Genomic DNA, 25,583 nt, shown 5'->3' on the forward strand with positions numbered 1-25,583 from the left:
CTGTCCTGTGGGGGACGCGTTGGGCGACGCGCGGCGGCGCTCGATGACGGCGGATGGCGTTCGGTGGTGGTCCGACGCCAGGTGCCGAAGCCCGTTACGCGGGCCGCCTGGCCGGAGTGCTGGAGATCACGCGGGAATCCCCGGCTGGTGTGACCTAGGCGATTGGAGTTCCGGCGCCCGGTCTGGCACACTGTTCAGGTTGCCTAGTCGAGGGCGGCGCGTTTGCGCGCGCTGCACACGACGGGGCTCGCACACGTGGACGGCGTCTGGACCCCGGGTTCACCCGGAGGTTGGCGCCCGACAACAACCACCGATCTCGTGCCGACAACGGTACGCAGCGCAACGGTGTGTCGCGCCAAGCGACACGCCCGAGTGCGGGGGTCGGACGGACCGGTTCATGAAGAGAGAGAAGTAGACGCGCCATGGCGGGACAGAAGATCCGCATCAGGCTCAAGTCCTACGACCACGAAGTCATCGACAGCTCGGCGCGCAAGATCGTCGACACGGTGACTCGCGCTGGTGCGTCGGTCGTGGGTCCGGTGCCGCTGCCGACGGAGAAGAACGTTTTCTGCGTCATCCGGTCGCCCCACAAGTACAAGGACAGCCGCGAGCACTTCGAGATGCGCACGCACAAGCGGCTCATCGACATCATCGATCCCACGCCGAAGGCCGTCGACTCGCTCATGCGTCTCGACCTGCCTGCGGACGTGAACATCGAGATCAAGCTCTGACGCTGGGAAGGAACTGATTTCTATGGTTACCCAGCAGAACGAGCGCGCAGTCACGGCTCTGATCGGCACGAAGCTCGGCATGACGCAGGTGTGGGACGACAACGGTCGTCTCGTTCCCGTCACCGTGGTCGCTGTCGGCACGAACGTCGTGACCCAGGTGCGCTCCGCTGACGCTGACGGCTACGCCGCGGTCCAGCTGGCCCACGGCCAGATCGACCCGCGCAAGGTCACCAAGCCGCTGAAGGGCCACTTCGAGAAGGCCGGCGTCACGCCGCGCCGGCACGTGGCCGAGATCCGCACGCCGAACGCCTCCGAGTTCACGCTCGGCCAGGAGCTCACCGCCGACCTGTTCGAGGCCGGCGCGCTCGTGGACGTCATCGGCACCACCAAGGGCAAGGGCACCGCCGGTGTCATGAAGCGTCACGGCTTCCACGGCGTCGGCGCCTCGCACGGTGCGCACCGCAACCACCGCAAGCCCGGCTCGATCGGTGGCGCTTCGACGCCGTCGCGCGTGTTCAAGGGCATCAAGATGGCCGGTCGCATGGGCGTGGACCGCCAGACCACCCAGAACCTGACCGTGCACGCGGTCGACGTCGAGCGGGGCTTTCTCCTCGTCAAGGGTGCCGTTCCCGGCCCCAAGGGTGGCGTCGTGGTCGTGCGTTCCGCTGTGAAGGGGGCGTGACCATGTCTGACACGCTGACCGTCGACGTCGTCGACTTCGAGGGCAAGAAGACCGGTTCCACCGATCTGCCCGCCGAGGTCTTCGACGTTCAGACCAACATCCCGCTGATCCACCAGGTCGTCGTCGCGCAGCGCGCGGCGGCTCGCCAGGGCACCCACGACACGAAGTCTCGTGGCGAGGTCCGTGGTGGTGGCCGCAAGCCGTACAAGCAGAAGGGCACCGGCCGCGCCCGTCAGGGTTCGACGCGTGCTCCGCAGTTCGCCGGTGGTGGCGTCGTTCACGGCCCCACCCCGCGTGAGTACGCACAGCGCACCCCCAAGAAGATGAAGGCCGCGGCGCTCCGCGGTGCTCTCTCGGACCGCGCTCGTGCCGGCCGCGTGCACGTCGTCAGGGGTTTCGCCCCGGGCACCGCGCCGTCGACCAAGTCCGCGCTCGCCGTGCTCGACAACCTCTCGGGACGCAAGAACGTCCTGGTCGTCGTCGAGCGTCAGGACGAGATCACGTGGAAGTCGCTGCGGAACGTCGAGCGGGTGCACCTGCTGGTCGCTGACCAGCTCAACACCTACGACGTCCTGATCTCGGACGACGTCGTGTTCACGCAGGGCGCGCTCGACGCGTTCCTCGCGGGTCCCACGTCCTCCGTTGCCAAGGAGGAGACCAAGTGACCGACATCGGCAAGAACCCGCGCGACATCCTGCTCGCGCCGGTCGTCTCCGAGAAGAGCTATGGCCTGCTCGACGAGGGGAAGTACACCTTCCTCGTCGACCCGCGGGCGAACAAGACCGAGATCAAGATTGCCGTCGAGCAGGTCTTCGGCGTCAAGGTCGACTCGGTCAACACCGCGAACCGGCAGGGCAAGTCCCGTCGGACCCGTTTCGGCACCGGCCGCCGCAAGGACACGAAGCGTGCGATCGTCACCCTCCGCGAGGGCACGATCGACATCTTCGGTGGTCCGGTCGGCTGAGAAGGACTGAGAACTCATGGGAATCCGTAAGTACAAGCCGACAACGCCGGGCCGTCGTGGCTCGAGCGTGGCCGACTTCGTCGAGATCACGCGATCCACGCCGGAGAAGTCGCTCGTCCGTCCCCTCCACAAGACGGGCGGCCGCAACTCCACGGGTCGCATCACCACGCGCCACCAGGGTGGCGGTCACAAGCGTGCGTACCGCGTCATCGACTTCCGTCGCCATGACAAGGACGGCGTGCCGGCCAAGGTCGCTCACATCGAGTACGACCCCAACCGCACCGCCCGCATCGCGCTCCTGCACTACGCGGACGGCGAGAAGCGTTACATCATCGCGCCGAACAAGCTGGCGCAGGGCGACCGCATCGAGAACGGCCCCGGCGCCGATATCAAGCCCGGCAACAACCTGCCGCTGCGCAACATCCCGACCGGTACGGTCATCCACGCGATCGAGCTCCGGCCCGGTGGCGGTGCGAAGATCGCGCGTTCGGCTGGTGCGTCCGTGCAGCTCGTCGCCAAGGACGGTGCCTACGCCCAGCTGCGTATGCCGTCCGGTGAGATCCGCAACGTCGACCTGCGCTGCCGCGCGACGGTCGGCGAGGTGGGCAACGCCGAGCAGTCGAACATCAACTGGGGCAAGGCCGGCCGCATGCGCTGGAAGGGCAAGCGCCCGACCGTCCGTGGTGTCGCCATGAACCCGATCGACCACCCGCACGGTGGTGGCGAGGGCAAGACGTCCGGTGGACGTCACCCCGTCAGCCCGTGGGGCCAGGCCGAGGGTCGTACCCGTCGTCCGAACAAGCCGAGCGACAAGCTCATCGTGCGCCGTCGGCGCACCGGCAAGAACAAGCGCTGATAGGAGCCTGAGATGCCACGTAGCCTGAAGAAGGGCCCGTTCGTCGACGGTCACCTGCAGAAGAAGGTCGACGTCCAGAACACCGCCGGCACGAAGAACGTCATCAAGACGTGGTCGCGCCGTTCGGTCATCACGCCGGACTTCCTCGGCCACACGTTCGCCGTGCACGACGGACGCAAGCACACCCCGGTGTTCGTGACGGAGGCGATGGTCGGGCACAAGCTCGGCGAGTTCGCCCCGACGCGGACGTTCCGCGGCCACGAGAAGGACGACCGGAAGGGTCGTCGCCGCTGACCCCCGGGTCAGCCAGGCGACGCCCTCACCGGCAGAGACAAGAAGGCAGGACAGCAATGGAAGCCAAGGCGAAGGCGCGGTTCGTCCGCGTCACGCCCCAGAAGGCCCGGCGCGTCGTGGACCTCATCCGTGGCAAGCAGGCCGGCGAGGCCGTGGCGGTGCTGAAGTTCGCACCGCAGGCCGCGGGGGAGACCGTCCTCAAGGTCGTCGAGAGCGCGATCGCGAACGCTCGTGAGGCTGCCAAGCGCAGCAACGAGCGTCTCGACGAGAGCGACCTCTACATCTCTGAGGTGTTCGTCGACGAGGGCCCGACGCTCAAGCGGTTCCGTCCGCGTGCGCAGGGCCGTGCCAGTCAGATCCTCAAGCGCACGAGCCACATCACCGTGGTCGTCGCTGAGCGTGAGACCTCGAAGGGAAGGGCCCGATAGTGGGACAGAAAGTCAACCCGCTCGGGTACCGCCTGGGCATCACGACCGACCACCGTTCGCGTTGGTTCGCCGACTCGACCAAGCCGGGTCAGCGCTACCGCGACTACGTGGGCGAGGACGTCAAGATCCGCAAGCTCATGAGCACGGGTCTCGAGCGCGCCGGTATCGCCAAGGTCGAGATCGAGCGCACGCGTGACCGCGTTCGTGTCGACATCCACACCGCCCGCCCGGGCATCGTCATCGGGCGTCGTGGCGCGGAGGCCGACCGCATCCGTGGCGAGCTCGAGAAGCTCACGGGCAAGCAGGTCCAGCTGAACATCCTCGAGGTCAAGAACGCCGAGATCGAGGCTCAGCTGGTCGCCCAGGGCATCGCCGAGCAGCTGGCGAGCCGCGTCTCGTTCCGCCGCGCCATGCGCAAGGGCATCCAGTCTGCCCAGCGCGCCGGTGCCAAGGGCATCCGCGTGCAGGTCTCCGGCCGCCTCGGCGGCGCGGAGATGAGCCGCACGGAGTTCTACCGCGAGGGCCGCGTGCCCCTGCACACGCTCCGCGCGAACATCGACTACGGGTTCTTCGAGGCTCGCACGACCTTCGGGCGCATCGGCGTCAAGGTGTGGGTCTACAAGGGCGACATGACCGAGAAGGAGTTTGCTCGCGAGCAGGCGACCCAGGCCCCGCGCCCGGCTCGTGGCCCGCGGACGGACCGTCCCGGCGGTGACCGCGGTGACCGCGGCCCCCGTGCCGGTGGCGCTCCTCGTCGCGACCGTGACGCCGCTCCTGAGGCTGCAGTCGAGGCTCCGGCCGAGGCAGCGGCACCCGCAACTGACACCGGAACGGAGGCCTGACCGCAATGCTCATCCCGCGCAGGCTGAAGCACCGCAAGCAGCACCACCCGGGGCGTTCCGGCGCCGCGACCGGTGGTACCGCGATCTCGTTCGGTGAGTTCGGCATCCAGGCTCTCGAGCCTGCGTATGTCACGAACCGGCAGATCGAGGCTGCACGTATTGCCATGACCCGCCACATCAAGCGTGGAGGGAAGGTCTGGATCAACATCTACCCGGACCGCCCCCTCACGAAGAAGCCCGCCGAGACCCGCATGGGTTCCGGCAAGGGCTCGCCGGAGTGGTGGATCGCCAACGTCAAGCCGGGCCGAGTTCTCTTCGAGCTCGCCGGCGTCCCGGAGCCCCTGGCGCGCGAGGCCATGCGTCGCGCCCAGCACAAGCTCCCGATGAAGACACGTTTCGTGGTTCGCGAGGGTGGTAACTGATGACTATCGGCACCAAGGAGCTGGCTCCCAGCGAGCTGGACACCTTCGACGACGACAAGCTGGTCGCCGAGCTGAAGAAGTCCAAGGAGGAGCTGTTCAACCTCCGCTTCCAGTCGGCAACCGGTCAGCTCGAGAGCCACGGGCGTCTGAAGGCCGTTCGTCGCGACATCGCGCGGATCTACACGATCCTGCGTGAGCGCGAGCTCGGCATCCGTACCGCCCCGAGCGCGAGCGAGTGAGACTGATGGCAGACGAGAAGAACGAGAAGACGACCGCTGTCGCCGAGAAGCGTGGCGACCGCAAGACGCGCCGCGGCTACGTGGTCAGCGACAAGATGGACAAGACCGTGGTGGTCGAGGTCGAGGACCGGGTCAAGCACCCGCTCTACGGCAAGGTCATCCGTCGGACGAGCAAGGTCAAGGCGCACGACGAGAACGGCACTGCCGGCGTCGGCGACCTCGTCCTCATCATGGAGACTCGGCCGCTGAGCGCCACCAAGCGCTTCCGCCTGGTCGAGGTCCTCGAGAAGGCTAAGTAAGCCAAGTAAGCCCAGTAAGACCAGCACGACCCCCAGTTGCCCACGGGCGCCGGGTGACGCAGCAGCGACACCCGGCGCAACGTGTGCATCACGGCAACTATCCGTTCGGCCAGGCTCGCGCTGACCAGCACGAGAACCCGCCAGACGACAGGAGTAGTAATGATTCAGCAGGAGTCGCGGCTTCGTGTCGCTGACAACACTGGTGCCAAGGAGATCCTGTGCATCCGTGTTCTCGGCGGTTCCGGCCGTCGTTACGCAGGCATCGGTGACGTCATCGTCGCCACCGTCAAGGACGCCATCCCCGGCGGCAACGTCAAGAAGGGCGATGTCGTCAAGGCGGTCATCGTGCGCACCCGCAAGGAGCGCCGCCGTCCGGACGGTTCGTACATCAAGTTCGACGAGAACGCCGCAGTGATCCTCAAGGCCGACGGCGAGCCCCGCGGCACGCGCATCTTCGGCCCGGTCGGGCGCGAGCTGCGCGACAAGAAGTTCATGAAGATCATCTCGCTGGCACCGGAGGTGCTCTGACCATGGCGAAGATCAAGAAGGGCGACCTCGTCGTCGTCATCTCCGGCCGCGACAAGGGACAGCAGGGCCGTGTGCTCGAGGTCCTCGTCGAGTCGCAGCGCCTCGTCGTGGAGGGTGTCCAGCGCGTCACCAAGCACGTCAAGGCCGGCCAGACGCAGCGCGGCACGCGCACCGGTGGCATCGAGACGATCGAGGCCCCCATCCACATCAGCAACGTGATGCTCGTCGACCCGGAGACCAAGAAGGGCACCCGGGTCGGCTACCGCACCGAGCAGGTCGAGCGCGACGGCCGTACCCGCACCGTTCGGGTCCGCGTCGCCAAGCGCTCCGGTAAGGACATCTGATGACCGAGACTCTCGCAGCAGTCGAGCTGCCCCGTCTGAAGACCAAGTACAACGACGAGATCCGCCCCGCGCTCTTCGAGCAGTTCTCCCACGAGAACATCAACCAGGTCGCGCGGCTGGTCAAGGTCGTCGTGAACATGGGCGTCGGCGAGGCCGCCAAGGACTCCAAGCTGATCGAGGGCGCGATCCGCGACCTCACGCAGATCACCGGCCAGAAGCCCCAGGTCACCAAGGCCCGCAAGTCCATCGCGCAGTTCAAGCTGCGTGAGGGCATGCCGATCGGCGCGCACGTCACGCTGCGCGGCGACCGTGCCTGGGAGTTCCTGGACCGTCTGCTGTCGACCGCGCTCCCGCGCATCCGTGACTTCCGTGGCCTCTCGCCGCAGCAGTTCGACGGTCACGGCAACTACACCTTCGGCCTCGTGGAGCAGTCCGTGTTCCACGAGATCGACCAGGACAAGATCGACCGGGTCCGCGGGATGGACATCACGGTCGTCACGACCGCTGACACCGACGACGAGGGTCGCGCTTTCCTCAAGCTCCTCGGCTTCCCGTTCAAGGAGATCTGACCATGGCGAAGACTGCCCTCAAGAACAAGGCTGCTGCCAAGCCGAAGTTCGCGGTGCGTGGCTACACGCGCTGCCAGCGTTGCGGCCGGCCCCACTCGGTGTACCGCAAGTTCGGCCTGTGCCGGATCTGCGTGCGCGAGATGGCCCACCGTGGCGAGCTTCCCGGCGTCACCAAGAGCAGCTGGTAACCCACGCACGTGTAGTTCAGGCAATACGAGCGTCGGTAGGTCCAGCCCAGAGATGGGCGGGATACCCCGGCGAGAGAGGGCGATAGCCCCATGACCATGACCGACCCCATCGCAGACCTGCTCACGCGGCTGCGTAACGCGAACTCGGCTCACCACGACACCGTGCTGATCCCGTTCTCGAAGCTGAAGTCGCACATCGCGGAGATCCTGCAGGCCGAGGGTTACATCTCGGGCTGGAAGGTCGAGGATGCCGTCGTCGGCAAGAACCTCATCATCGAGCTGAAGTACGGCCCGAACCGCGAGCGTGCGCTCGCCGGTGTCAAGCGCGTGTCCAAGCCGGGCCTGCGCGTGTACGCCAAGTCGACCAACCTGCCCAAGGTGCTCGGCGGCCTGGGCGTGGCGATCCTGTCCACGTCCTCTGGTCTCCTCACCGACAAGCAGGCCGCCAAGAAGGGCGTGGGTGGGGAAGTCCTCGCCTACGTCTGGTAAGTCCGAGACGGAAAGGAGCTAGCCAATGTCCCGAATCGGCAGAGTCCCCGTCCCGGTTCCCGCCGGCGTCGAGGTCAACATCAACGGCGCCGTCGTGACGGTGAAGGGCCCCAAGGGTTCTCTCTCCCACACGATCGCTGCGCCCATCGAGGTCGCGCGCGACGAGGCAGGTGCCCTTGTGGTCACCCGCCCCGACGACGAGCGCGCCTCGCGTTCGCTGCACGGCCTCACCCGCACGCTGCTGTCGAACCTCGTCATCGGCGTCACCGAGGGCTACGTCAAGAAGCTCGAGATCGTCGGTACCGGTTACCGCGTGACGGCGAAGGGTTCGGACCTCGAGTTCGCGCTCGGGTTCAGCCACCCGGTCACGGTCAACCCGCCGGAGGGCATCACCTTCGTCGTCGAGGCTCCGACCCGCTTCTCGGTGCAGGGCATCGACAAGCAGCAGGTCGGCGAGGTCGCCGCCAACATCCGCAAGATCCGCAAGCCTGAGCCGTACAAGGGCAAGGGCGTGCGGTACGCGGGCGAGAACGTGCGCCGCAAGGTCGGAAAGGCCGGTAAGTAACCATGGCACTCAAGATCATCGGCAAGGGCAAGCGCAAGGCCCGCCAGCGTCGCCACGTCCGCCTTCGCAAGAAGGTCTCCGGCTCGGCTGCTCGTCCCCGTCTCGTCGTGACCCGGTCCGCCCGGCACATCACGGCGCAGGTCGTGGACGACGGCATCGGCCAGACGCTCGTGTCCGCGTCGACCCTCGAGGCCGACCTGCGCGGCTCGAACGACGACAAGACGGCCAAGGCCCGCAAGGTCGGCGAGCTCATCGCCGAGCGCGCGAAGGCTGCCGGCCTGGAGGCTGTCGTCTTCGACCGCGGCGGCAACAAGTACCACGGCCGCGTCGCAGCGGTTGCGGACGGCGCTCGCGAGGGCGGTCTGAAGCTGTGACGACGACGACGAACAACGGACTGAAGAAGAGGACAATCTGATGGCTGCTCCTCAGCGCAGCAACACCGGCGCGCCTGCGGGCGGCGCCGGAGCCGGCGGCGGCGGTGACCGTCGCGACGGCGGTCGCGGTGGCCGCGACGGCGGCCGTGGTGGCCGCGACTCTGCAGAGAAGAGCGCGTTCCTCGAGCGCGTCGTGACGATCAACCGCGTCGCCAAGGTCGTCAAGGGCGGTCGTCGCTTCAGCTTCACCGCGCTCGTCGTGGTCGGCGACGGCGACGGCACGGTCGGTGTCGGCTACGGGAAGGCCAAGGAGGTGCCCGCGGCGATCGCCAAGGGCGTCGAGGAGGCCAAGAAGAACTTCTTCAAGGTTCCCCGCATCCAGGGCACCATCCCCCACCCCATCCAGGGTGAGGCCGCTGCCGGTGTCGTCTTCCTGCGTCCGGCGTCGCCGGGTACCGGTGTTATCGCCGGTGGTCCGGTGCGCGCCGTTCTCGAGTGCGCCGGCATCCACGACGTCCTGAGCAAGTCGCTCGGTTCGTCGAACGCGATCAACATCGTGCACGCGACGGTCGCGGCCCTGCGCGGCCTCGAGCGTCCCGAGGCCGTGGCCGCGCGCCGTGGTCTCCCGGTCGAGCACGTCGTCCCGGCTGCCCTCCTGCGCGCCCAGGCCGCCGGCCTGGCCGCTGCGGCGGGTACGAAGGCAGGTGCCTGATGGCTCGACTCAAGGTGACCCAGACGCGTTCTGGCATCGGCGGTAAGCAGAACCAGCGCGACACCCTGCGCACCCTCGGCCTCAAGCGGATCGGCGACGTCGTCGTCAAGGAGGACCGTCCTGAGATCCGCGGCATGGTCAAGACGGTGACGCACCTTGTCGCGGTCGAAGAGGTGGAGTGACCATGGCAGACGACAAGACGCCTGAGGAGGTGACGGCCCCCAAGAAGGCCGCCGCCCCCAAGAAGGCCCCCGCGAAGAAGGCCGCCGACACGGAGTCCGCTCCGAAGGCGACCAAGGCTGCGGCCAAGCCGAAGGCCGACAAGGCCGAGGCGACGACCGAGGCTGCGCCCAAGGCTGCCGCCAAGGCGAAGGCCGAGCCCAAGGCTGAGCCGAAGGCCAAGGCCGAGCCGAAGGCCGAGTCCAAGGCTGCAGCGCCGAAGAAGACCGTGTCCGCTGCTGCGGCTGCGGCCGCCGAGGCAGCTGCGCTGCCCGGCAACGGTGGCACGCTGAAGATGCACCACCTCCGTCCGGCCCCGGGCGCCAAGACCGCCAAGACCCGCGTGGGTCGTGGCGAGGCGTCCAAGGGCAAGACGGCCGGTCGTGGCACCAAGGGCACCAAGGCCCGCTACCAGGTGCCGACGCGCTTCGAGGGTGGGCAGATGCCTCTGCACATGCGCCTCCCGAAGCTGCGTGGCTTCAAGAACCCGTTCCGCGTCGAGTACCAGGTGGTCAACCTGGACAAGCTCTCGGCGCTGTACCCGAACGGTGGCGACGTGACGGTCGCCGACCTGGTCGCCAAGGGTGCGGTCCGCAAGGGCCAGCCTGTCAAGGTGCTCGGCACCGGTGAGCTCACGGTCAAGGTCTCCGTCGCGGTCGACGCCTACTCGGCGTCCGCGAAGGACGCGATCGTGGCCGCCGGCGGAAGCGTCGCGCAGGACTGATCGAAGGACGGGACCGGTGGGGTCGTAGGTACCCACCGGTCCCGTTCCGTTTGTTCGTCAGCATCAGTTAGGGTGCCCCGGTGCCTGCGACGTTTCGCAGGCTGCACGGCCGGAATGGGCCGGTCGTACGAACGCCGCTCAGGCGGCTCAGGAGGACAGGTGCTCAGCGCATTCGTGCGGGCGTTCCGAACGCCCGACCTGCGGCGCAAGCTGCTCTTCACCATCGGGATCATGGTGATCTTCCGGGTGGGCTCGTTCCTGCCCACCCCGGGAGTGTCCTACCCGAACGTGCAGACGTGTATCGACGAGTCCGCGGGCAACGACCTGCTCGGACTGGTGAACCTGTTCAGCGGCGGAGCACTGCTCCAGCTCTCGGTGTTCGCGCTCGGCATCATGCCGTACATCACCGCCAGCATCATCGTCCAGCTTCTCCGGGTGGTCATCCCCCGTTTCGAGGAGCTCCACCGCGAGGGCCAGTCCGGCACCGCGAAGCTCACGCAGTACACGCGCTACCTGACCATCGGCCTGGCCGTCCTGCAGTCGACGACGATCATCACGGTCGCGCGCAGCGGTCAGCTGTTCAGCGGCTGCTCCGTCGACGTCATCCCGAACGACTCCTGGTACGTCCTGCTGATCATGGTCCTGACCATGACCGCCGGTACCGGCCTGATCATGTGGCTCGGTGAGCTGATCACGGAGCGCGGCGTCGGCAACGGCATGTCGCTCCTCATCTTCACGTCGATCGCCGCGAGCTTCCCGACCGCCCTGTGGTCGATCGCCGGTGGCGACAACGGCGCCTTCAAGTTCATCATCGTGATGGCCGTCATCGTCCTGGTCGTCGGCATGGTCGTGTTCGTCGAGCAGTCGCAGCGCCGCATCCCGGTGCAGTACGCCAAGCGCATGGTCGGTCGGCGCATGTACGGCGGCTCGAGCACGTACATCCCGATCAAGATCAACATGGCCGGCGTCATCCCGATCATCTTCGCGTCGTCGCTGCTGGCCGTCCCTGGGCTGCTCGCGCAGTTCGGCGACCCGACGGCGGGCTGGGTGCAGTGGATCTCGCGGCACCTGGCGTCCCCGAGCGCGCCCCTGCACCTCGCGCTCTACGTCTTCCTCATCGTGTTCTTCTGCTACTTCTACACGGCGATCACGTTCAACCCGGACGAGGTCGCGGACAACATGAAGAAGTACGGCGGCTTCATCCCGGGCATCCGGGCCGGCCGTCCGACGGCCGAGTACCTCGACTTCGTCATCTCGCGCATCACGGCGCCGGGCTCGATCTACCTCGCGGTGGTCGCGCTCATCCCGACGATCGTGTTCATCATCCTCGGCGTCGGCACGAACATCCCGTTCGGCGGCTCGTCGATCCTGATCGTCGTCGGTGTCGGGCTCGAGACCGTCAAGCAGATCGAGTCGCAGCTGCAGCAGCGCCACTACGAGGGGTTCCTGCGATGAGCACGCGCCTCGTCCTGCTCGGTGCTCCGGGTGCGGGCAAGGGCACGCAGGCGGTCCGCCTCGCCGAGTCGCTGGGCATCCCGGCGATCTCGACGGGCGACCTGTTCCGCGCCAACATCAAGGGCGGCACGCCCCTGGGCCTGAAGGTCCAGGAGTACACGTCGCGCGGTGCGCTGGTGCCGGACTCGGTCACCAACGACATGGTGCGCGACCGGCTCGCCCAGCCCGACGCTGCGGAGGGGTTCCTGCTCGACGGGTACCCGCGCAACGTCGCCCAGGTCGGCGAGCTCGACGCGATCCTCGCGGAGTCGGGTCTGACGCTGGACCTCGCGGTCGAGCTCACGGCCGACCCCGAGGCGGTCGTGCCCCGGCTGCTCAAGCGTGCCGAGATCGAGGGCCGCGAGGACGACACCGAGGACGTCATCCGGCACCGCCTGGACGTGTACGCCCAGGAGACCGCGCCGATCGCCTCGGTGTACGCCGACCGTGGGCTGCTCGCGCAGGTCGACGCCATCGGCGAGGTCGACGACGTCACGACGCGGCTGCTCGCGGCCATCGGCGCCGGGGCTCGCTGACCGGCTGGTCAGATCGCATGTTCGGCCGGGAGCGGATCGAGTACAAGACGCCCGAGCAGGTGCTGCTCATGCGTCGCGCCGGGCTCGTCGTCGCCGAGGCGCTGCGGGTCGTGCGCGAGGCCGCGGCTCCGGGCGTGACCACCGCGTCGCTCGACGCCCTTGCCGCCACGGTGATCCGCGACCACGGTGCCAAGCCGTCGTTCCTCGGCTACCACGGCTACCCGGCCACGCTGTGCATCTCGGTCGACGACGAGATCGTGCACGGCATCCCCGGGCCGCGGGTGCTCGTCGACGGTGACGTGGTCAGCGTCGACTGCGGCGCGATCGTGGACGGCTGGCACGGCGACTCGGCGATCACGGTGGTACTGGACGGTGCCGACGAGCAGGACGTACAGCTCGCGGCGACGACGGAGCGCGCGCTCTGGGCGGGGATCGCGGCACTCGCGACCGGCGACCGGCTCGGCGTCGTGGGCGAGGCGGTCGAGGATCTCGTCGACGACGCCCAGGCGGCCGGCCTCAACGGGGGTGTGCGCTACGGCATCGTGCAGGAGTACGTGGGCCACGGGATCGGCACCGCGATGCACCAGCCGCCGGACGTCCTGAACTACCGGGCGCGCGACCGCGGCCCGAAGCTGCGCCCGGGCCTGTGCGTCGCCGTGGAGCCGATGCTGGTGCGCGGCTCGCGGTTCACGCGCGAGCTGGACGACGAGTGGACCGTGGTCACGGACGACGGTTCGCGCGCCGCGCACTGGGAGCACTCGGTGGCGATCCTCGAGGACGGCATCTGGGTGCTCACCGCGGTCGACGGGGGAGCGGGGGCGCTCGGGGCGCTCGGCGTGACCGTCGCGCCGCTCACCTGACGACGACCTGGTCAGCAGGTGTGCAAGGCCACAGTCGCTGGTTTCCTCGAACGGCCCTGATGGCGTAAGATCGTCCGTTGGGTGTGTGCGCCCGGTTCATCGGAATCTCTGGTTCGTCGTCACGCGATGTCATCGTGTGCCGCGACGAGCGAGCCAACGGCACCCGCACTCTCCACGAGAGCGACGACGACCAGCTTCCCGCTGGGCGACGACGATCGCCGTGGGTCGATCAAGTCTTGGACAGCACTCGGACGAACAGTTAGCGGAGGATATGGCGAAGAAGGACGGTGTCATCGAGATCGAGGGCAGCGTCGTGGAGGCTCTGCCCAACGCGATGTTTCGCGTGGAGCTCACCAACGGCCACAAGGTGCTCGCCCACATCTCGGGCAAGATGCGTCAGCACTACATCCGGATCCTCCCCGAGGACCGCGTGGTGGTGGAGCTGAGCCCGTACGACCTGTCCCGTGGCCGGATCGTCTACCGCTACAAGTAACAGCCCACTCGATCACGCCGTCTGACTCCTTGAGGGAGCGAACACGGCGGCGGAGGAAAACACGCGATGAAGGTCAAGCCCAGCGTCAAGAAGATCTGCGACAAGTGCAAGGTGATCCGCCGGCACGGTCGCGTCCAGGTGATCTGCGAGAACCTGCGCCACAAGCAGCGCCAGGGCTGACGCCCTAGCACTTCTGCAGGACCGCACCACCAGCAAGCAAGCGCACCACCACTCCGGGCCCTCGGGTCCGGTGAACCCCCGGTCGGAGGCCGGGGCCCGCAGAACGCGGGAGGGTGATGCGGCAGACCTCCGATGCAGTTCAGGAGCCACCAGGCACATGGCACGTCTTGTCGGAGTCGACCTCCCCCGCGAGAAGCGGCTCGAGATCGCACTCACCTACATCTACGGGGTCGGGCGCACGCGTGCGCAGGCGACCCTCGCCGCCACCGGTATCAGCCCGGACCTCCGCGTGAAGGACCTCGGTGACACCGAGCTCGTCGCGCTCCGTGACTTCCTCGAGGGCAACTACAAGCTCGAGGGTGACCTCCGCCGCGAGGTCGCCGCCGACATCCGCCGCAAGGTCGAGATCGGCTGCTACGAGGGTCTGCGTCACCGCCGCGGCCTTCCTGTGCGCGGTCAGCGCACGAAGACCAACGCGCGTACCCGCAAGGGCCCCAAGCGCACCGTCGCCGGCAAGAAGAAGGCCGGGCGCAAGTAGCCCTCCGCCCCGGGCGCCTCGCGCCAGGGCAAGCCGACCAGACCTCGAGAGAAGAAGAGAATGCCTCCCAAGACCCGTTCCGCCGTGCGCAAGCCGCGCCGCAAGGAGAAGAAGAACGTCTCCCACGGCCAGGCGCACATCAAGAGCACGTTCAACAACACGATCATCTCCATCACCGACCCGTCGGGCGCCGTCATCGCGTCCGCCTCGTCGGGCCAGGTGGGCTTCAAGGGTTCGCGCAAGTCGACCCCGTTCGCGGCGCAGCTCGCCGCCGAGGCCGCCGCTCGCCGCGCCCAGGAGCACGGCATGAAGAAGGTCGACGTCTTCGTCAAGGGCCCCGGCTCCGGCCGTGAGACCGCGATCCGTTCGCTCCAGGCGACCGGCCTCGAGGTCGGCTCGATCCAGGACGTGACGCCCCAGGCGCACAACGGCTGCCGCCCGCCCAAGCGTCGCCGCGTCTGACCATGGTTTAGCCGGGTCGGTGTCTTCGGGCACCGGCCCGGCATCAGTCCGTCCGACCAGGTGGACCGAGACCAGGTCGGCTCGTAGTACTGCGCAGCGTCATATGGCGGACGCCCGCTGAGAGGAAACACACCGTGCTGATTGCACAGCGCCCCACCCTGACCGAAGAGGTCATCTCGGAGAACCGGTCGCGGTTCTCCATCGAGCCCCTGGAGCCGGGTTTCGGCTACACGCTCGGAAACTCGCTCCGCCGGACGCTGCTGTCCTCCATCCCGGGTGCCGCCGTCACGTCGATCCGCATCGACGGCGTGCTCCACGAGTTCTCGACCGTTCCTGGTGTCAAGGAAGACGTCACCGAGATCATCCTCAACATCAAGCAGCTGGTCGTCTCCTCGGAGAACGACGAGCCCGTGGTGATGTACCTGCGCAAGCAGGGTGCCGGTGAGGTCACCGCCGCGGACATCGTGCCGCCGGCCGGCGTCGAGGTGCACAACCCCGACCTTCACCTGGCGACGCTCAACGACAAGGGCAAGCTCGAGATCGAGCTGACGGTCGAGCGTGGCCGCGGCTACGTGTCGGCGAACCAGAACAAGTCGTTCGACGCCGAGATCGGCCGCATCCCGGTCGACTCGATCTACTCGCCGGTCCTCAAGGTGACCTACAAGGTCGAGGCGACGCGTGTCGAGCAGCGCACGGACTTCGACAAGCTGATCGTCGACGTCGAGACGAAGTCGGCCATCGGCCCCCGCGACGCGCTGGCCTCGGCCGGCAAGACGCTGGTGGAGCTGTTCGGCCTGGCCCGTGAGCTCAACATCGAGGCCGAGGGCATCGAGATCGGCCCGTCGCCGACGGACGCCGCGCTCGCTGCGGACCTCGCGCTCCCGATCGAGGACCTGCAGCTCACGATCCGCTCCTACAACTGCCTCAAGCGTGAGGGCATCCACTCCGTGGGTGAGCTCGTCGCGCGCTCCGAGGCCGACCTCCTGGACATCCGCAACTTCGGTGCGAAGTCCATCACCGAGGTCAAGGAGAAGCTCGCCGAGCTCGGCCTGACGCTCAAGGACAGCCCGCTCGACTTCGACCCGTCCGCTACCGCCTACTACGGCGACGACGAGGGCGACTTCGTCGAGGACGAGCAGTACTGACGCCGGGGAAGCGGGCGGGGTCGCCTTCCTGACCTCGCTCGCCGCCCATCACTGGAACTCAAGGAGTAATAACCATGCCTACGCCCACCAAGGGTCCCCGGCTCGGTGGCGGACCGGCGCACGAGCGGCTGATCCTCGCGAACCTCGCGACGCAGCTGTTCGAGCACAAGCGCATCACGACGACCGAGACGAAGGCCAAGCGCCTGCGTCCGCTCGCCGAGCGCCTCATCACGTTCGCCAAGCGTGGTGACCTGCACGCCCGCCGCCGCGTGATGACCGTCGTCAAGGACAAGTCCGTCGTGCACGTGCTGTTCACCGAGATCGCTCCGGCCGTCGCCGAGCGCCAGGGTGGTTACACGCGCATCACCAAGATCGGCCCCCGCAAGGGCGACAACGCCCCGATGGCCGTCATCGAGCTCGTGCTCGAGCCGCTCTCCCCGAAGCAGGCCGTCGTGAAGGAGGCCACCAAGGCCGCCTCGAAGGCCGCGCCGAAGGCGAAGAAGGCCGACAAGGTCGAGGACGCTCCCGTCGTCGAGGACGCTCCTGTCGAGGACGCGCCCGTCGAGGACGCCCCGGTCGACGAGACCGACGCGCCCGAGGCCGACAAGGCCTGACGCAGCTCACGAGAGGGCCCGGAACCGTACTGGTTCCGGGCTGCCCGTGGTGCTGGTGCACGGGCTGCGGACGTCGCGGACCATGTGGCGGTCGCAGCTCGAGGTGCTGGAGCGCGCGAGCCGTCCGGCGGTCGCCGTCGACCTGCCCGGGCACGGAACCCGCCTCGGAGAGCCGTTCACGCTCGACGAGGCCGTCGCCACGGTCGCGCAGGCGGTCGACGGGCTGGGCGGGCGCGCGTTCGTCGTCGGGCTGTCCCTGGGCGGCTACGTCGGGATCCGGCACGCGGCGCGCCACCCGGAGCAGGTCGCGGGGCTGCTCGCGGCCTCGTGCTCGACGCGGCCGCACCGGATCCTGCTGTCCGGCTGGGCGTTCGGGGCGCGGTACATCGTGCGGCTGCCCGACGGTGGCGCTGCGCTCAACCAGTTCTTCGTCGACCGCGTCCTGCCACCGATCGGCGCTGCCGACGCGGGCGCGGGCGGGTTCGCGCTCGACGTCACCGACGACGTGCTGAGCGAGATGGCGACCGCGACCCCGCTGGAGGAGCTGGCGCGCGTCGAGGCGCCGGTGTGGCTGGTGAACGGGCGCCTCGACCACTTCCGCGGGGAGGAGCGCAGGTTCCTGGCGGCGTGCCGGGACGGGCGGCTCGTCGTCGTTCCCGGCGCGACCCACCTGGTGAGCCTGGCGCAGCCGGCGCGGTTCACGCGCGTGCTGCTGGAGGCGCTCGCGGACGCGGAGAGCCGCGCGGCGGTCAGCGGCCCAGCGTCCAGGCCCTGACACCGCCGACGATGCCGGCCTGGTTGGGCACGACGACGACATCGTCGCCGAGCTTGGCCAGGACCTGCGGGGTGACCTGCCGGGCGTTTCCGCCGCCGAGGTAGAGGCGGTCCCACCAGAACACGGGCCGCAGCCCCTCGACGACTCGTCGCACCCGCCGCGACCACAGGCCGTCACCCAGCCGGGCGCGCTCGACCTGGCCGATGTAGACGTCGTAGGACGTGCCCCACCGGACCGGCGCGTGCGAGAGCTCGAGGTGCGGCGCGAGCTGCCCGCCGTCGAACAGCGCGGAGCCCAGGCCCGTGCCCAGGGTCAGGACGAGCTCGATCCCCGTCCCGGAGATCACGCCGGCGCCGTGCACCTCGGCGTCGTTGAGGACGAGCGTCGGCAGTCCCAGCCACGCCTCGACGTTCGCGCGGATGTCGCAGCCGGACCAGGCCGCGACGAGCTCGGGGTCGACGGCGGAGCGGGGCCCGCTGCGGGTGACGTAGTGCGGGGTCGCGACGACGACACCGTGCCGGATCATCCCCGGCATCCCGACCGTGACGCGGTCGGCCGGGGGCAGTCCCGAGGCGATGTCCGCGATCGTCTGCACGAGCCGGTCGGGCGAGAGCGGGTAGGGCGTCGCGACGCGGACCGCCGGGGCGTGCAGCGTGCCGGCGGCGTCGAGCACGGACGCCTTGATCCCCCCGCCGCCGCAGTCGACCGCGAGCGTGAACAGGTCCCCACCGGTCTTCGCCACGTGGCCACGCTATCGACGCCCCGGGGCGGGCGTCGTCCTGGCATCGTGCGGCACGGTCGGCGACTAGCGTGTGGACCCGTGAGCGTGACCCCTGACGACGACGCCGGCTCCGTGGTGCGGCTGAGGCTGGACCTGGCGTACGACGGCACCGCGTTCGCGGGGTGGGCGGTGCAGCCGGGCCTGCGCACCGTGCAGGGGGTGCTGGAGGACGCGCTGGGCATGGTCCTGCGGACCGACGGACCGCCGCGGGTGACCGTGGCCGGACGGACGGACTCGGGCGTGCACGCGCGCGGCCAGGTGGCGCACGTCGACATCCCCGTGGACCTGCTGGAACGCTCGCGCGGACGGGCCGAGCGGCCGGTCGCCGAGGCCCTGCTCACACGGCTGGGCGGCGTCCTGCCGACGGACCTCGTCGTCCACGCCGTGTCGGCGGCCGCGGACGGGTTCGACGCCCGGTTCTCGGCCCTGCGCCGGCGGTACACCTACCGGATCTGCGACGACTCGGCCCGGCGCGACCCGCTGTCCCGCGCGCACGTCCTGTGGCACCGGCGCCCGCTGGACGTCGAGGCGATGGATCTCGCCGGCCGCCCGCTGGAGGGGCGCCACGACTTCGCGTCGTACTGCAAGCCGCGCGAGGGCGCCACGACGATCCGCACGCTCGAGGTCTTCCGCTGGACGAGGCCGCTGGACGGGCCGGACGCCGGGCTCGTCGTCGCGACCGTGCAGGCCGACGCGTTCTGCCACTCGATGGTGCGCACGCTCGTCGGCGCGAGCACGGCCGTGGGGGAGGGCCGCCGGGCCGTGGGCTGGCCGGCGGAGCTGCTGGCGGCCAGGAGCCGGCTGGCCGGCGCGCACGTGGTCCCGGCGCACGGGCTCACGCTCGAGGAGGTCGGCTACCCGCTCGACGAGGAGCTGGGCGTGCGCGCTCAGCAGACGCGGGCGCGTCGCCAGGCCCACGACGTGGACCCGCGACCCGGGGGCTGCTGCTCCTAGACCTCGTCGTCGTCGTCGTGGTACCGACGCTCGTCCACGTACTCCTCGGCGATGAGGTGGACCGCGGCCTCCTCGGCGCTCGCCGCCCCGCCGGAGATCCCGGCGTCGATCGCGAACCCGTCCGTGCCACCGGCCTCGACCGCGTCGTCGTCCTCGACCAGGCGCCCGGCGCGGAACTGCTCGCGGTCGTCGAGCGGGATCTCGCGGGCCTCCCAGACCTCGGGCTCCTCCTGGCCGATGCGCTGGTCGATCGTCTCGCGGTGCGCCTCCTCCCACGGGGTCTCGCCGTAGTGGTTGGCGCGCGGCCGCAGCGGCACCGAGTAGCCCTCGTCGAGCAGGTCGTCCACACCGCGGTCCAGGAGGGTGTCCTCGCTGGACAGCTGGTCGCCGTCGCCCTCGCTGTCGAGCTCAGGGTCTTGGCTGGTACCGGACGTGTCGTAGCTCATGCCCCGACCCTCGCACCCGGCGGCCTCGCGCGCCAGTATTGCGGTGCTGACGCGCAGGTCCGCAGGGGACACTGGTCGCATGGGTCACCTCGACATCGGCGGCATCGGCTACGTGCTGTCCGACGGCCGTCCGCTCCTCGACGACGTCACGTTCCGGGTCGGCGACGGCGCCCGGGTGGCGCTCGTCGGACCCAACGGCGCGGGCAAGACGACCCTGCTGCGGATCGTCGCCGGCGACGAGCAGCCGCACGCGGGGTCGGTCGGGCGCAGCGGCGGGCTCGGGATCATGCGCCAGGACATCGGGCGGATCAACGACGACCGCTCGATCCGCGACCTGCTGGCGTCGCTGGCCGTGCCCGCGGTGCGGGACGCCGCGGTCGAGCTGTCCGCGGCCGAGATCGCGATCATGGAGACCGACGACGAGCCGTCGCAGATGCGGTACGCACAGGCGCTCGTCGACTGGGCCGACGTCGGGGGGTACGAGGCAGAGGCGGGCTGGGACCGCGTGACCGACGCCGTGCTGAGCATCCCGTTCGACCAGGCGCAGCACCGTGAGGTGCGCTCGCTGTCGGGCGGTGAGCAGAAGCGGCTCGTCCTGGAGGCGCTGCTGCGGGGTCCCGACGAGGTCCTGCTGCTCGACGAGCCCGACAACGCCCTCGACGTGCCCACCAAGCGGTGGCTCGAGGAGAAGCTGCGCGCGAGCAACAAGACCGTCCTGTTCGTCAGCCACGACCGCGAGATGCTCGCCAACGTCGCCACGCAGGTGGCCACCCTGGAGCCGGGCGTCATGGGCGCGACGGTCTGGGTGCACGGCGGCGGCTTCGGCACCTACCACCAGGCCCGGGAGGACCGGCGCTCGCGGCTCGAGGAGCTGTTGCGACGATGGGAAGAGGAGCACGCCAAGCTCAAGGAGCTCGTGCTCACCCTCAAGACCAAGTCGGCGTTCAACGACGGCCTCGCCAGCCGCTACCAGGCGGCCCAGACGCGGCTGCGGAAGTTCGAGGAGGCCGGTCCGCCGACGCTGCTGGCGCGCGAGCAGAACGTCCGCGTCCGGCTGCACGGCGGTCGGACCGCCAAGCGCGCGGTCGTCGCGACGGGGCTCGAGCTCACCGGGCTGATGAAGCCGTTCGACCTCGAGGTCTGGTTCGGGGAGCGCGTCGCGGTGCTCGGCTCGAACGGGTCGGGCAAGTCGCACTTCCTGCGGCTGCTGGCCGCGGGAGGCAGCGACCCGAGCCCCGAGCACGAGCCTGCCGACGACACACCCGTCGCGCCCGTGAAGCACACCGGCCGCGTCGTCCTCGGCCCGCGCGTGCGGCCCGGCTGGTTCGCGCAGAACCACGGCCACCCCGAGCTCGTCGGCCGCACGCTGCTGGAGATCCTGAACCGGGGCGACGGGCACCGCTCGGGCATCGGCCGCGAGCAGGCGAGCAAGGCGCTGGACCGGTACGAGCTCGTCGGAGCCGCCGAGCAGCGCTACGAGACCCTCTCGGGCGGCCAGCAGGCGCGGCTCCAGATCCTGCTCCTCGAGCTCGGCGGAGCGACGCTCCTGCTTCTCGACGAGCCCACGGACAACCTCGACCTGCACTCGGCGGAGGCGCTGGAGACGGGCCTGGCCGCGTTCGAGGGCACCGTGCTGGCCGTGACGCACGACCGCTGGTTCACGCGCACGTTCGACCGGTTCCTCGTGTTCGGCGCGGACGGCGACGTGCTCGAGACGCCGGAGCCCGTGTGGGACGTGGGACGGGTCGAGCGCGCCCGCTGACGTGACCGACATCGACGAGGAGATCGCCCGGGTCCACCGCGAGGAGTGGGCGCGGGTGGTCGCCACGCTGGCCCGGCGCTGGGGCGACCTCGACATCGCCGAGGAGATGGCCGCCGAGGCCTTCGCGACCGCCGTCGACCGCTGGCCGACCGACGGTGTCCCGCCGAACCCGGGCGGCTGGCTCACCACGACCGCCCACCGCAAGGCGATCGACCGATACCGGCGCGAGTCGCGGCGCGACGAGCTGCACCGGGAGGCGGCGCTGCTCTCCGGCGGCCCCGAACCGCTGGGCGCCGTCGACGACGACCGGCTCCGGCTCGTCTTCACGTGCTGCCACCCCGCCCTGGCGCCCGAGGCGCGGATCGCGCTGACCCTGCGGATGGTCGGCGGGCTCACCGTGCCCGAGATCGCGCGCGCGTTCCTGGTGCAGGAGGACGCCATGGCCCGCCGGATCACGCGCGCCAAGGCGAAGATCGCGGCGGCGAGGATCCCGTACCGCGTGCCGTCGCGCGAGGACCTCCCGGCCCGCGTCACCGGCGTGCTGGCGGTCCTGTACCTGATCTTCAACGAGGGCTACCTGGCCTCGGGCCCGCAGTCCGCGCCGGTCCGCAGCGACCTGACGCTCGAGGCGATCCGGCTGGCCAGGCTGGTCCGCGACCTGCTGCCCGACGACGGCGAGGTCGTGGGGCTCCTGGCGCTCATGCTCCTGACGGAGTCGCGCCGGCCCGCACGAGTGTCGGACGGCCGGCTCGTCCCCCTCGACGAGCAGGCCCGCGACGCCTGGGACGCCGGGCTGATCGCCGAGGGGCACGCCCTGGTCCGCGCACGCCTGGAGTCCGGCGAGGCGCCCGGTCGGTACCAGGTGCTCGCCGCGATCAACGCGGTGCACACCGACGCACCCGACGTCCGGGACACGGACTGGGCGCAGGTCGTCGCGCTCTACGACCAGCTGGTCCGTCTCGACCCCTCCCCGATCATGCGGCTCAACCGTGCGGTCGCCGTCGCGGAGCTCGACGGTCCGCAGGTGGCGCTCGCGCAGGTCGAGGGCCTGCCGCTGGAGGGGTACCACCCCTTCCACGCCACGCGGGCCGAGCTGTTGCGCCGGCTCGGGCGCGACGAGGAGGCGCGGGCGGCGTACGACCGGGCCGTCGGGCTCACCGGCAACACCGCCGAGAAGGCCGCTCTCGTCCGCCGTCGCGACGAGCTGGGCTGACGGCTCAGACCACCAGGAGCACGGCCAGGGTGGTCATGACGACGCCGATGACGACGTCGAGCACCTGCCAGGACCGCGGCCGCGCGAACACCGGGCGCAGGTAGGCGGCGCCGAACCCGAGCGCCGTGAACCAGACGACGCTCGCGAGAGCGGCTCCGACGCCGAACGCCCACGCGCCGGGGTCGTGCTGGTGCGCCAGGGACCCGAGCAGCACGACGGTGTCGAGGTACACGTGGGGATTGAGGAAGGTCAGCGCCAGGCAGGTGGTCAGCACGGCGGAGAGGCTCGCGGGCCCGGCAGCGGCCGGATCGAGGGTCTCCGGGTGCCGCGCGCGCCGGAACGCCCCGAACGCCAGCACGAGCAGGAAGACCGCTCCGCCGTACCGGGTCACGGTCAGGACGGTCGGGTGGTTGGTGATCAGCGCCCCGAGCCCCGCGATGCCCGCGGTGATGAGGACCGCGTCGGCCGTCGCACACACGGCGACGACCGGCAGCACGTGCTCCCGACGGATGCCCTGGCGCAGCACGAAGGCGTTCTGCGCGCCGATGGCGACGATGAGTGTCATCGACGTGAGGAAGCCGGCGAGGGCCGCGGAGAACATGTCGGCGACGCTAGACGGTTCCGTCGATGAAGCCTAGTTAATGGTTCTGTGGAACCGTTAGGATCCTTCATGTGGCGTTCGATCCCGACCAGTTGAGCGCCCTCGCGGCGGTGGTCCACGAGGGCAGCTTCGACGCGGCCGCACAGCGCCTGCACATCACGCCGTCGGCCGTCAGCCAGCGCGTCAAAGCACTAGAGCTGCAGGTGGGAAGGGTTCTGGTGCTGCGCACGCGGCCCTGCCGGCCGACGGAGGACGGCGAGATCCTGGTCCGGCTGGCGGGTCAGGTGGACCTCCTCGGGCGCGACGCCCTGGGCCAGCTGGTGCCCGCACCCGGCGGTGCGCGCTCCGTGAGGACCGGCGGGGCGTCGAGGCGCCTGCCCGTGGCCGTGAACGACGACTCGATGTCCACCTGGTTCCCGGCCGCCGTCGCGGACCTCCCCTCCGACGTCCTGCTCGACCTGCGGCGCGAGGACCAGGACCTGTCGGCGGGGCTGCTGCGCGACGGGACCGTGATGGCCGCGGTCACCGCCGACCCCCGCGCGGTGCAGGGCTGCCGCGTCCGTCGGCTGGGCGCCATGCGCTACCTGGCCGTGGCCGCGCCGCACCGCAAGGACCGCTGGTTCGCCGACGGGCTGACCGCCGAGGCGTTCGCCGCCGCACCCCTGCTGGCGTTCAACAGGGAGGATGGCCTGCAGGAACGCTTCGTGGCGGCCGTCGTCGGCAGGCGGACCGTGACCCCGATGGTCCACTACGTGCCCTCGCAGTCGGCGTTCGTCGGCCTCATCGAGGCCGGGCTCGGGTGGGGGATGGTGCCCGAGGTCGCGGCCCGGGACGGGCTCGAGCGCGGGTCTCTGGTGGAGGTGCGCGCCGGCCGGACGCTCGACGTCCCGCTGTACTGGCAGCACTGGGCGCTGCGGACGCCGACGCTCGACGACCTGACCGACCGCGTGGTGCGGGCGGCTTCCGCGGCGCTCCGACCGGTCCGGAGGCACGGCCCGCCGGCCGCGGGGTGATCCCTCGTCCGACGCACGCCCGGCGGCGGCGGGTGTGACCAACCGCGTTTTGACCCCTCACCGAGACGGCCGGTAATCTAGTGAGTCGTTGTGCGTCCCCGTTCGTGTGCAGGTGTACTCAGCACCGAGCCAGAACGGCAGGACCGGTGCGTTCCCGCTCGCCGTCCGGATGCAAGCGAGAGTTCTCATCGGCGGACCCGCATCCTGCGGAGCTCCGCCACGACAAGATTCGCAATCGAAACGAAGGCTGACGACCGTGCGTACGTACACCCCGAAGCCCGGCGACGTCGAGCGGAACTGGTACATCATCGACGCAAGCGATGTCGTCCTGGGCCGCTTGGCCACTCACGTGGCCACGTTGCTGCGCGGCAAGCACAAGGCGACCTTTGCTCCGCACGTCGACGGCGGTGACTTCGTCATCGTCATCAACGCGGAGAAGGTTGCTCTGACCGGCAACAAGCGCGAGAACAAGCTCGCGTACAGCCACTCCGGATACCCGGGTGGTCTGCGGGCCGTGGCCTACTCCGACCTTCTGGAGAAGCACCCCGAGCGCGCGATCGAGAAGGCAGTGCGCGGCATGCTCCCCAAGAGCTCGCTCGCGCGCCAGCAGCTCACCAAGCTCAAGGTCTACGCCGGCGCGGAGCACCCGCACGCGGCGCAGCAGCCGAAGCCCTTCGAGATCACCCAGGTTTCTCAGCAGGCGTGAGCCGGCTGAGCGCAGAGAACAAGGACGCGAGGAAACCAGTGGCAGAGACCACGGTCGACATCGACCTCGAGGGCGATGACACCCCCACCAGCTACACCTCCGAGACGGTTGCCCCCACGGGGCGCGGTCTGAGCAACGTGGCCCCGGCCAACGCGCTCGGCCGTCGCAAGGAGGCGATCGCCCGCGTGCGCATCGTCCCCGGCACCGGGCAGTGGAAGGTCAACGGGCGCACGCTCGAGGACTACTTCCCCAACAAGGTGCACCAGCAGCTCGTCAACTCCCCGTTCAAGCTGGTCGACGTCGAGGGTCGCTTCGACGTCGTCGCCCGCATCACCGGTGGTGGCGTGAGCGGCCAGGCCGGCGCGCTGCGCCTGGGCATCGCCCGTGCGCTGAACGCGATCGACGAGGAGCACAACCGCCCGGCCCTGAAGAAGGCCGGCTTCCTGACCCGCGACGCCCGCGTCGTGGAGCGCAAGAAGGCCGGTCTCAAGAAGGCCCGCAAGGCTCCGCAGTACTCGAAGCGCTGATCGTTCCGCTTCCG

Annotated in this window: 40 protein-coding genes; 37 read left to right on the top strand and 3 right to left on the bottom strand. The window is 69.7% G+C overall.

Annotated elements, in window-relative coordinates; all coding sequences use genetic code 11:
- Window positions 1-422: 422 nt before the first annotated feature.
- The 31 genes from rpsJ (at window position 423) to AC1DUE_RS15040 (ending at window position 17,566) form a co-directional block, all read left to right on the top strand.
- Window positions 423-731 carry a 30S ribosomal protein S10 gene (gene rpsJ, locus AC1DUE_RS14890; RefSeq protein ID WP_013117879.1) on the top strand — a complete coding sequence of 103 codons (309 nt, stop codon included), beginning with the start codon at window positions 423-425 and terminating at the stop codon, window positions 729-731.
- 22 nt (window positions 732-753) lie between these two features.
- Window positions 754-1,413, top strand: a complete 660-nt coding sequence (rplC, locus tag AC1DUE_RS14895; RefSeq protein ID WP_034610223.1) for a 50S ribosomal protein L3 — start codon at window positions 754-756, stop codon at window positions 1,411-1,413.
- A 2-nt stretch (window positions 1,414-1,415) separates the two neighbouring features.
- Entirely contained in the window at window positions 1,416-2,078 is a 663-nt protein-coding gene (rplD, locus tag AC1DUE_RS14900) for a 50S ribosomal protein L4 (RefSeq protein ID WP_477040283.1), read from the top strand.
- Window positions 2,075-2,377, top strand: a complete 303-nt coding sequence (gene rplW / locus AC1DUE_RS14905) for a 50S ribosomal protein L23 (RefSeq protein ID WP_028045066.1) — start codon at window positions 2,075-2,077, stop codon at window positions 2,375-2,377. The genes rplD and rplW overlap by 4 nt, the downstream gene beginning before the upstream one ends.
- Window positions 2,378-2,393: 16 nt before the next feature.
- The gene (gene rplB / locus AC1DUE_RS14910) at window positions 2,394-3,233 is read left to right on the top strand and encodes a 50S ribosomal protein L2 (RefSeq protein WP_477040200.1); all 840 of its coding nucleotides are present in this window, start codon (window positions 2,394-2,396) and stop codon (window positions 3,231-3,233) included.
- A 12-nt stretch (window positions 3,234-3,245) separates the two neighbouring features.
- Window positions 3,246-3,527 (top strand): 30S ribosomal protein S19, encoded by a 282-nt coding sequence (rpsS, locus tag AC1DUE_RS14915; protein ID WP_055912154.1) that lies wholly within the window; start codon window positions 3,246-3,248, stop codon window positions 3,525-3,527.
- 56 nt (window positions 3,528-3,583) lie between these two features.
- Window positions 3,584-3,955 (top strand): 50S ribosomal protein L22, encoded by a 372-nt coding sequence (rplV, locus tag AC1DUE_RS14920; RefSeq protein ID WP_426593030.1) that lies wholly within the window; start codon window positions 3,584-3,586, stop codon window positions 3,953-3,955.
- Entirely contained in the window at window positions 3,955-4,797 is an 843-nt protein-coding gene (gene rpsC, locus AC1DUE_RS14925) for a 30S ribosomal protein S3 (RefSeq protein ID WP_477040201.1), read from the top strand. Before rplV ends, rpsC begins: the two co-directional genes overlap by 1 nt.
- Window positions 4,798-4,802: 5 nt before the next feature.
- Window positions 4,803-5,219, top strand: coding sequence for a 50S ribosomal protein L16 (gene rplP, locus AC1DUE_RS14930; RefSeq protein ID WP_028045061.1), 417 nt, complete (start codon window positions 4,803-4,805; stop codon window positions 5,217-5,219).
- Window positions 5,219-5,458 carry a 50S ribosomal protein L29 gene (gene rpmC, locus AC1DUE_RS14935; RefSeq protein WP_028045060.1) on the top strand — a complete coding sequence of 80 codons (240 nt, stop codon included), beginning with the start codon at window positions 5,219-5,221 and terminating at the stop codon, window positions 5,456-5,458. Before rplP ends, rpmC begins: the two co-directional genes overlap by 1 nt.
- A gap of 5 nt (window positions 5,459-5,463) precedes the next feature.
- Window positions 5,464-5,757: a 30S ribosomal protein S17 gene (rpsQ, locus tag AC1DUE_RS14940; protein WP_477040202.1), complete on the top strand. Its 294-nt coding sequence runs from the start codon at window positions 5,464-5,466 to the stop codon at window positions 5,755-5,757.
- A 159-nt stretch (window positions 5,758-5,916) separates the two neighbouring features.
- Entirely contained in the window at window positions 5,917-6,285 is a 369-nt protein-coding gene (gene rplN, locus AC1DUE_RS14945) for a 50S ribosomal protein L14 (RefSeq protein WP_028045058.1), read from the top strand.
- 2 nt (window positions 6,286-6,287) lie between these two features.
- Window positions 6,288-6,629, top strand: coding sequence for a 50S ribosomal protein L24 (gene rplX, locus AC1DUE_RS14950; protein ID WP_055912166.1), 342 nt, complete (start codon window positions 6,288-6,290; stop codon window positions 6,627-6,629).
- Entirely contained in the window at window positions 6,629-7,198 is a 570-nt protein-coding gene (rplE, locus tag AC1DUE_RS14955; protein ID WP_477040203.1) for a 50S ribosomal protein L5, read from the top strand. The genes rplX and rplE overlap by 1 nt, the downstream gene beginning before the upstream one ends.
- Before the next feature lie 2 nt (window positions 7,199-7,200).
- Entirely contained in the window at window positions 7,201-7,386 is a 186-nt protein-coding gene (locus AC1DUE_RS14960; RefSeq protein WP_028045055.1) for a type Z 30S ribosomal protein S14, read from the top strand.
- A gap of 90 nt (window positions 7,387-7,476) precedes the next feature.
- Window positions 7,477-7,875 (top strand): 30S ribosomal protein S8, encoded by a 399-nt coding sequence (gene rpsH, locus AC1DUE_RS14965; RefSeq protein WP_028050095.1) that lies wholly within the window; start codon window positions 7,477-7,479, stop codon window positions 7,873-7,875.
- 25 nt (window positions 7,876-7,900) lie between these two features.
- The gene (rplF, locus tag AC1DUE_RS14970; RefSeq protein ID WP_477040204.1) at window positions 7,901-8,440 is read left to right on the top strand and encodes a 50S ribosomal protein L6; all 540 of its coding nucleotides are present in this window, start codon (window positions 7,901-7,903) and stop codon (window positions 8,438-8,440) included.
- A gap of 2 nt (window positions 8,441-8,442) precedes the next feature.
- Window positions 8,443-8,814, top strand: a complete 372-nt coding sequence (rplR, locus tag AC1DUE_RS14975; protein WP_477040205.1) for a 50S ribosomal protein L18 — start codon at window positions 8,443-8,445, stop codon at window positions 8,812-8,814.
- Between the two features lie 40 nt (window positions 8,815-8,854).
- Window positions 8,855-9,526, top strand: a complete 672-nt coding sequence (gene rpsE, locus AC1DUE_RS14980; RefSeq protein ID WP_477040206.1) for a 30S ribosomal protein S5 — start codon at window positions 8,855-8,857, stop codon at window positions 9,524-9,526.
- Window positions 9,526-9,708 carry a 50S ribosomal protein L30 gene (rpmD, locus tag AC1DUE_RS14985; RefSeq protein ID WP_028045050.1) on the top strand — a complete coding sequence of 61 codons (183 nt, stop codon included), beginning with the start codon at window positions 9,526-9,528 and terminating at the stop codon, window positions 9,706-9,708. The genes rpsE and rpmD overlap by 1 nt, the downstream gene beginning before the upstream one ends.
- A 2-nt stretch (window positions 9,709-9,710) precedes the next feature.
- A complete protein-coding gene (gene rplO, locus AC1DUE_RS14990; RefSeq protein WP_477040207.1) occupies window positions 9,711-10,469 on the top strand; it encodes a 50S ribosomal protein L15 in 759 nt (252 codons plus the stop codon).
- A gap of 159 nt (window positions 10,470-10,628) precedes the next feature.
- A complete protein-coding gene (secY, locus tag AC1DUE_RS14995; RefSeq protein WP_477040208.1) occupies window positions 10,629-11,924 on the top strand; it encodes a preprotein translocase subunit SecY in 1,296 nt (431 codons plus the stop codon).
- The gene (locus tag AC1DUE_RS15000; RefSeq protein WP_477040209.1) at window positions 11,921-12,499 is read left to right on the top strand and encodes an adenylate kinase; all 579 of its coding nucleotides are present in this window, start codon (window positions 11,921-11,923) and stop codon (window positions 12,497-12,499) included. The genes secY and AC1DUE_RS15000 overlap by 4 nt, the downstream gene beginning before the upstream one ends.
- 17 nt (window positions 12,500-12,516) lie before the next feature.
- Complete coding sequence (gene map, locus AC1DUE_RS15005; RefSeq protein ID WP_477040210.1) at window positions 12,517-13,359, top strand: type I methionyl aminopeptidase; 843 nt, start codon at window positions 12,517-12,519, stop codon at window positions 13,357-13,359.
- Window positions 13,360-13,630: 271 nt separating this feature from the next.
- Complete coding sequence (gene infA / locus AC1DUE_RS15010; protein ID WP_013770189.1) at window positions 13,631-13,852, top strand: translation initiation factor IF-1; 222 nt, start codon at window positions 13,631-13,633, stop codon at window positions 13,850-13,852.
- Window positions 13,853-13,918: 66 nt separating this feature from the next.
- Entirely contained in the window at window positions 13,919-14,032 is a 114-nt protein-coding gene (rpmJ, locus tag AC1DUE_RS15015; protein WP_013117849.1) for a 50S ribosomal protein L36, read from the top strand.
- A gap of 157 nt (window positions 14,033-14,189) precedes the next feature.
- Entirely contained in the window at window positions 14,190-14,570 is a 381-nt protein-coding gene (gene rpsM, locus AC1DUE_RS15020) for a 30S ribosomal protein S13 (protein WP_477040211.1), read from the top strand.
- Between the two features lie 60 nt (window positions 14,571-14,630).
- Window positions 14,631-15,032 (top strand): 30S ribosomal protein S11, encoded by a 402-nt coding sequence (gene rpsK / locus AC1DUE_RS15025; protein ID WP_028050085.1) that lies wholly within the window; start codon window positions 14,631-14,633, stop codon window positions 15,030-15,032.
- 134 nt (window positions 15,033-15,166) lie between these two features.
- A complete protein-coding gene (locus tag AC1DUE_RS15030; RefSeq protein WP_477040212.1) occupies window positions 15,167-16,177 on the top strand; it encodes a DNA-directed RNA polymerase subunit alpha in 1,011 nt (336 codons plus the stop codon).
- A gap of 74 nt (window positions 16,178-16,251) precedes the next feature.
- On the top strand, window positions 16,252-16,791 hold the full coding sequence (rplQ, locus tag AC1DUE_RS15035) for a 50S ribosomal protein L17 (protein WP_477040213.1): 540 nt from the start codon (window positions 16,252-16,254) through the stop codon (window positions 16,789-16,791).
- Between the two features lie 46 nt (window positions 16,792-16,837).
- Entirely contained in the window at window positions 16,838-17,566 is a 729-nt protein-coding gene (locus AC1DUE_RS15040) for an alpha/beta fold hydrolase (protein ID WP_477040214.1), read from the top strand.
- Here AC1DUE_RS15040 and AC1DUE_RS15045 read toward each other — a convergent pair.
- Complete coding sequence (locus AC1DUE_RS15045) at window positions 17,541-18,308, bottom strand: ROK family protein (protein WP_477040215.1); 768 nt, start codon at window positions 18,306-18,308, stop codon at window positions 17,541-17,543. The genes AC1DUE_RS15040 and AC1DUE_RS15045 overlap by 26 nt on opposite strands.
- Before the next feature lie 78 nt (window positions 18,309-18,386).
- Between AC1DUE_RS15045 and truA the strand changes: the two genes are divergently transcribed.
- Window positions 18,387-19,301: a tRNA pseudouridine(38-40) synthase TruA gene (gene truA, locus AC1DUE_RS15050; RefSeq protein ID WP_477040216.1), complete on the top strand. Its 915-nt coding sequence runs from the start codon at window positions 18,387-18,389 to the stop codon at window positions 19,299-19,301.
- Here truA and AC1DUE_RS15055 read toward each other — a convergent pair.
- The gene (locus tag AC1DUE_RS15055) at window positions 19,298-19,747 is read right to left on the bottom strand and encodes a DUF5709 domain-containing protein (protein WP_477040217.1); all 450 of its coding nucleotides are present in this window, start codon (window positions 19,745-19,747) and stop codon (window positions 19,298-19,300) included. The genes truA and AC1DUE_RS15055 overlap by 4 nt on opposite strands.
- A 79-nt stretch (window positions 19,748-19,826) precedes the next feature.
- Between AC1DUE_RS15055 and AC1DUE_RS15060 the strand changes: the two genes are divergently transcribed.
- Together AC1DUE_RS15060 and AC1DUE_RS15065 are read left to right on the top strand one after the other, a co-directional pair.
- Window positions 19,827-21,509 carry an ABC-F family ATP-binding cassette domain-containing protein gene (locus AC1DUE_RS15060; RefSeq protein ID WP_477040218.1) on the top strand — a complete coding sequence of 561 codons (1,683 nt, stop codon included), beginning with the start codon at window positions 19,827-19,829 and terminating at the stop codon, window positions 21,507-21,509.
- Between the two features lies 1 nt (window position 21,510).
- Entirely contained in the window at window positions 21,511-22,722 is a 1,212-nt protein-coding gene (locus tag AC1DUE_RS15065) for an RNA polymerase sigma factor (protein ID WP_477040219.1), read from the top strand.
- A gap of 4 nt (window positions 22,723-22,726) precedes the next feature.
- Here the strand turns inward: AC1DUE_RS15065 and AC1DUE_RS15070 are convergent, their stop codons facing one another.
- Complete coding sequence (locus AC1DUE_RS15070; RefSeq protein ID WP_477040220.1) at window positions 22,727-23,323, bottom strand: LysE/ArgO family amino acid transporter; 597 nt, start codon at window positions 23,321-23,323, stop codon at window positions 22,727-22,729.
- 71 nt (window positions 23,324-23,394) lie between these two features.
- Between AC1DUE_RS15070 and AC1DUE_RS15075 the strand changes: the two genes are divergently transcribed.
- The 3 genes from AC1DUE_RS15075 to rpsI all read left to right on the top strand — a co-directional run bounded on the left by AC1DUE_RS15075 (window position 23,395) and on the right by rpsI (window position 25,569).
- Window positions 23,395-24,336: a LysR family transcriptional regulator ArgP gene (locus AC1DUE_RS15075; protein ID WP_477040221.1), complete on the top strand. Its 942-nt coding sequence runs from the start codon at window positions 23,395-23,397 to the stop codon at window positions 24,334-24,336.
- A gap of 256 nt (window positions 24,337-24,592) precedes the next feature.
- Window positions 24,593-25,042, top strand: coding sequence for a 50S ribosomal protein L13 (rplM, locus tag AC1DUE_RS15080; protein WP_028045033.1), 450 nt, complete (start codon window positions 24,593-24,595; stop codon window positions 25,040-25,042).
- Between the two features lie 38 nt (window positions 25,043-25,080).
- On the top strand, window positions 25,081-25,569 hold the full coding sequence (gene rpsI, locus AC1DUE_RS15085; RefSeq protein ID WP_426593009.1) for a 30S ribosomal protein S9: 489 nt from the start codon (window positions 25,081-25,083) through the stop codon (window positions 25,567-25,569).
- The last annotated feature ends 14 nt before the right edge of the window (window positions 25,570-25,583 follow it).

The organism is Cellulomonas sp. P4_A2 (assembly GCF_056402515.1).